This is a genomic window from Micromonospora sp. NPDC049580 (genome assembly GCF_040675595.1).
GTDB lineage: Bacteria > Actinomycetota > Actinomycetes > Mycobacteriales > Micromonosporaceae > Micromonospora.
Map to the genome: position 1 here is coordinate 1 of NZ_JBFAPG010000436.1, position 5,361 is coordinate 5,361.

Annotated in this window: 3 protein-coding genes and 1 pseudogene; 2 read left to right on the plus strand and 2 right to left on the minus strand. The window is 71.7% G+C overall.

The genetic code is table 11. The annotated features are described in order from the left end of the window. Both AB0J68_RS26195 and AB0J68_RS26200 read right to left on the minus strand, forming a co-directional pair. The coding region (locus tag AB0J68_RS26195) for a polysaccharide biosynthesis protein (RefSeq protein ID WP_363940864.1) at positions 1-1,701 on the minus strand (1,701 nt) is incomplete at its 3' end. A 163-nt stretch (positions 1,702-1,864) separates the two neighbouring features. Next, a complete protein-coding gene (locus AB0J68_RS26200) occupies positions 1,865-2,791 on the minus strand; it encodes an NAD(+)/NADH kinase (protein WP_355067314.1) in 927 nt (308 codons plus the stop codon). Positions 2,792-3,059: 268 nt separating this feature from the next. On the opposite strand from AB0J68_RS26200, the gene AB0J68_RS26205 reads away from it, so the two are divergent. Together AB0J68_RS26205 and AB0J68_RS26210 are read left to right on the plus strand one after the other, a co-directional pair. Continuing rightward, on the plus strand, positions 3,060-4,247 hold the full coding sequence (locus AB0J68_RS26205; protein ID WP_363940866.1) for a hypothetical protein: 1,188 nt from the start codon (positions 3,060-3,062) through the stop codon (positions 4,245-4,247). Then, positions 4,244-5,361 (plus strand): annotated as a pseudogene (locus tag AB0J68_RS26210) (hypothetical protein); the annotation flags it as partial. The gene AB0J68_RS26205 and the pseudogene AB0J68_RS26210, both read left to right, overlap by 4 nt.

Below are 5,361 nucleotides of genomic sequence, written 5' to 3' on the forward strand. Positions count from 1 at the left end.
TGAGCTCAAGGAGCTCTCCGACGGCATCAACGCGCTCGCCGAGCCGATCAGCAAGGTCGCCGCAGTCGTCGCCCGGTGACCGGGACGCAGGGGGATGACCATGCGGCGGGCGAGGTCGTCGATCCGGACCGGCTCGCCCATGTCGAGCACCAGGGCCTCCCCGTCGCGGCCGATGGCGGCCGCCTGGAGGACCAGGTGCACCGCCTCCTGCACCGTCATCAGGTACCGGGTCACGTTGGGGTCGGTGACTGTCAGCGGCTGCCTCGCCTCGATCTGCCGTTGGAAGGCAGTAACCACCGAGCCCCGGCTGCTCAGGACGTTGCCGAACCGGACGCTCAGGAAGGTGCCCGGGTAGGTCGCCGCAGCGTGCGCGGTCAGCATCTCGGTGATGCGCTTCGAGTAGCCGAGCACGCTGATCGGGTCGGCGGCCTTGTCGGTGGAGATGTTGACGAAACGGGCGACGCCCCGGCACGCGTCCAGCACGCTGAGCGTTCCCCAGACGTTGGTCTTGACCGCCTCGCCCGGGTGCCGTTCCAGCAGGGTCAGGTGCTTCAGCGCGGCGGCGTGGAAGACGATCTCGGGGCGGCGTTCCCGCATGATGCGTCGGATACCTTCGTCGTCCCGCAGGTCGGCGAGGATGAGTTCGGGGCCGTCCAGCAGCGCACGTCCGGTGAGCGACATCTGGAGGCTGTGCAGGGCCGACTCGTCCCGGTCCAGCATCATCAGCTCACCGGGGTTGGCCCGCATGATCTGCCGGCACAACTCCGAGCCGATCGAGCCTCCGGCGCCGGTGACCAGAACGCGTCGACCGGTGAGCCCGTTGTCGTCCAAGGTCAGGTCGCCGACCACCTGGCGTCGGCCGAGCAGGTCGCTGATCTGGACGTCCCGCACGTCGCTGACAGTGATCCGGTGATCCACCAGATCCCGGACCGGTGGCAGGACCTTGAACGCTGCGCCGGTGCGCAGGGTCGCCTCCCGCACCTCGCGGATCAGCGTGGCGTCGGCGTTGGCCACCGCGAAGATCACTGTGGTGGCGCCGGTGCGGCGGATCACGTCGACGAGGTGCTGCCGGCCGCCCAGCACCGGGACACCGGCGATGCGGAGGTCGTGTTTGCCCGGGTCGTCGTCGAGCGCGCCGACGGGCAGGTAGCGGCCCTTCGGGTCGCTGAGCATCGCGCGCACCAGCCCCTGCCCGGCCTCGCCGAGGCCGAAGAGCAGCACCGGGGTGGCCGAGCGGGCGTCCGGTCGCATCGCACGGTCCCGTCGGTGGCGGTGCAGGAGCCGGCAGCTGAGCATCAGCAGCAGCGCCAGCGCGGCACCGATCACCGGGGTGCTGGCCGGCACCGGGCGTTCGCCCAGCGTGAGAAGGGCGACGAGGACGATCGCCGCGGTGGTGGCGGTGGTGCCGGCGAGGCCACGAACCTCCTCGACGGTGCCGAGGGGTTGACGACCGGAACGGATGCGACGCAGCGCGCTGACGCCGACGTGCAGCACGGCGGCCCCGCCGCCGAGCAGTACCGCGTTGACCGCCTGGTCGATGGTGAGAGCCAACTCGTACCTCGCCCAGCCCGCGACCGTGAACCCGCCGACCCAGCCGAGGGCGTCGGCGGCGAGGAAGACGGCGGTCCGACGACGACTCACCCTGGCCCGGCCGGTGGCTGGTGATGTCGTTGGCTCAACCCGTTGTATCTCCGGCGGCATCTACGACTCCCTGTCCTGTCCGTGGCCGGGGGTGACCCAGGGCAGGTCAGGGGGCCACACACGTCCCCTAACTGCTTAACGGATTTTGCGACACGGAATCCGGTTTTCACATTTCCATAACCGTTTGTCTGATTCAGTGTCGGGAAGCCCGACGAAAGTGCCGTTACCGGCGAGGCTCCTCGCGGCGGCCGAGCTGGCGACGCAGGCTCTCGGGAAGCAACTCGCGAAGCTGCTCCGGCAACAGGGGAAGATCCAGCAGCCCCAGCTTGAGCTGATTGCGTTCCTGGTGGCGGCGCGGATCGAGGCGGACCACCAGGCCGGCGCCGTGGCGGTAGTGCACCTCCACCGCACCCGTCGTCGACCTGTTGCGGATCACCCGCCCGTCCACCTCCACCGAGACCGGCCCGGACCCGGGCCGCAGGTCCAGCCGCACCGTCTCCTCCGGCGAGAGCACCACCGACCGGGAGATGCCGGCCATCGGAGCGCTCGGCGTCACCACCACGGCCCGCGTCGCCGGCGAGATCAGGGGTCCACCGGCGGCGTAGCTGTAGGCGGTCGACCCGGTCGGGGTGCACACGACCACCGCGTCACAGCGGTAGTAGCCGTACTGTTGCCCGTCCACGCTCAGGTTCGCGCTGACGAAGCCCTGCCCCGGATGGCGGACCAGCGCGATGTCGTTGAACGCGACGACGTCGTCGCCGCACACCGTGCAGGCCAGGCAGCTGTGTGCCTCGATGGTGTACTCCCCGGTCAGCAGTCGGGCCAGCGCCGCCGGCAGGTCCGGCGGTTCGACCTCCACGAGGAACCCCAGCTTGCCCAGGTGTACGCCGAGCACCGGCTTCGGGTCGTGGACGGCCAGCCGCAGCGCGCCCAGCATCGTGCCGTCCCCGCCGATGGCGATCAGCATGTCCGACCCGGCGGCCAGCTCCTCCTCCGGCACCCCCCGGACCGGCTCGGGCACCCGGTGCCGGTCCTGTTCGCGAACCGCCAGGACGGCGTGGTGCTCGGCGGCCCAGGCCACGATCGTGCCCACCACCGGGGACACGTCCCGGGTGGGATGGAGCACCAGCCCGAGCCGGAACCGATCCATGTTCCCAGCTCATCACAGTTTGGGCGGCCGCACGGGCCGACCCGCGACGACCGCGTACGCAAGGGCGTTTCGCCCGGTCGGTTGGTTCGTTGGGTCAGGAGCGACCAACAACATCCCAAAGGGGGCGCGCGCGATGACCTGGCCCGGGGCTGCCCTCGACCCCGGCGGGCCGACCGGTGGAACCGAGGCGCGGACGGATCGGCCAACCAGGGACAGGGCGTCGGCTGCCCACCGGGATCTCGTCGGTCGGGTGCTCCGCTGCTATCCGGTGACCGTCGTCGTGCTCGCCCCGTACGCGCTGCTCATCCTGCCGACAGCGGTCTTCTACCGGAATCCGGAGACCGGCTTCATCGTCTCCCTGGTCGGGCTCGCGGTGCTGGGCAGCGCCGCCGTGGAGACGGTCGGGCGGCTGCTCGGGCGGCCCGACCCGCGCTGGCGGGAGGGCTTCCGGCGCGCCCACGCCCGGTACCCGCGGCTCTACCCGGTGGCCATCGTGGTCACGCTGACCAGCATCGCCGCCAACGTGCTCGGGGCCCACCTCGGGCGCGGCACCATCGTCAACCAGGTCGCCGGTGACCTGGCCGACGGGCCGCTCGCGATGGTGAGCACGCTCTTCTCGGGGTGGACAGCCCTGGGCTTCGCGTTGCTGGTGGCCAGCCACCTGAGCGGTCGGCTGTCGCGGGTGAAACTGCACGGCTGGCTGGCCGTCCTCGTCGGCGCGGAGCTCTACGTCGCCCTGCTGACGGCAGTCACCGCTCCGCTGGTCGCGCTGGTGTTCTTCATGGCTGCCACCGGAGCGCTCTGCGGCGTCTTTCGACTGCGTTACCTGGTGGTCTGTGCGGTGGTGCTCTTCCTCGCCTGGCCGGCCGTGTTCGAACACCGCAACAACATTCGGGAGGATCGCGGCGTCGCGGTGGACACCACTGTCACCGCCACGGACCGACTGCGGTTGGACAGTCAGCTCAGTGTGGTGGCGGGCTTCGACGTCCCGGTCGACCTGGGTCAGCCCGGGGTCACCGACTACCTGCGGTACGGGCTGGTGCCCCGGGTGCTGGACCCGGACCGGCCGGTGCTCTCCACCGGGCAGCGGATCAACCTGTACATCGGCGGTGGGTCGACGTCGGCCTACACCTTCCTGCTGCTGGGCAACATCTGGTTCTTCGACGGCCCGGTCGGCGTGGTCGCCGTGCACGCCTTCTGGGCCGCGGTGGCGGCAATGCTGCTGCGCTGGCGGGGGCCGCCCGGCCCGGTCCGGCTGAGCATCTTCTGCCTGGTGCTCTTCGACCCGCTGCTCTGGTCCAACACCTACCCGGACTCCACCATCAGTTTTCTGCAGCACGTGGTGGCGGCGCTGCCGGTCTTCGTCCTCCTGGGGCTCACCCGCCGCCCCCTGCACGGGGCCCGCAAGAACGCGGGCACCGGCCGACTGCCCACCGCCCGCGGCGCGATCCGGTGACCGTACGGGTGGGCCGGCACGCGGTCGGCCGGCACGCCGTCGGCCGGGCCGACGCTCCGGACGGTCCACGCACCGGTCGCCGGGCGCTGCTCGCGCTGGTCGTCGGCGGGCTCTCCAGCGGCGGCAACCTGCTGCTGGCGATCACCGTGACCCGACTGGAGTCGGTCGGCGGGCTGGGTCAGTTCGCCCTGGCCTTCTCGTTCTACATCGTCGGCTCCGGGTTGGTGCGGAGCACAGTGACCGACACCGTGCTGGCCACCGGGATCGGGGTCGCGCCGGCCGCCCGGCGGGCGATCCTGCTCGGCCTCGTCGGTGGCTCCCTGGTCGGCGCGGCCGGCGTGGCGTACGGCTCGACCTACCTGCTGTTCGCGGGCCTCGCCCTGCCCGGGTTGGTGCTCTACGACTACACCAAGGCGGTCGCCGTCGGCATCGGCGCTCCCTCGGCGGCGATGGCCCAGGAGATCGCCTGGGCGGTGCTCACCGGGTGTGCCGCGCTGGCCGGCCTGCTCCGGGTGATCGACGCGCCGTACGTCTTCGCCCTGTGGGCCGTCGGCGGCGCTCTGATCGGCGTGGTCGTGTCGGCCCGGCGCCGGTACGCGCTGGTGCCCGGCTGGCGGGTCGGCCGCGCCGAGAGCCGCGTCGCGGCGGGGTTCGGTGCGCAGTTCCTGCTGACCACCGGGTCGGCGCAGCTGGCGCTGACCGCTGTGGCGTTGGTCGCCGGCACGGCGGTGGTCGGCGCGTTGAGCGCCGGGCGCACGCTGCTGGGGCCGGTCAACCTGGTGCTGTCGACCGCGGCCACGCTGATCCTGCCGCAGTTGGCCCGCACCCGGGCCGAGTCCCGCGCGGTGCGGACTCGGGCGGCTGTCCGGCTCGCGCTGCTCGTGGCCGCCGCCGTTCTGCCGTTGACCATCGTGGTCGCCCTGCTGCCGGACGCGGTCGGGAAGGAACTGCTCGGCGCCAACTGGACCGTCGCCCGGAGCCTGCTGGTACTGCTCGCGCTGGAGAGCCTGCTCGCCGTGCCGGCCACGATCGGCTTCGCCGGGCTGCGGATCGAGCGGGCGAGCTGGCCGGCGTCGACCTGCCGGGCGAACTCCAGCACCAGCAGGATCTTGAA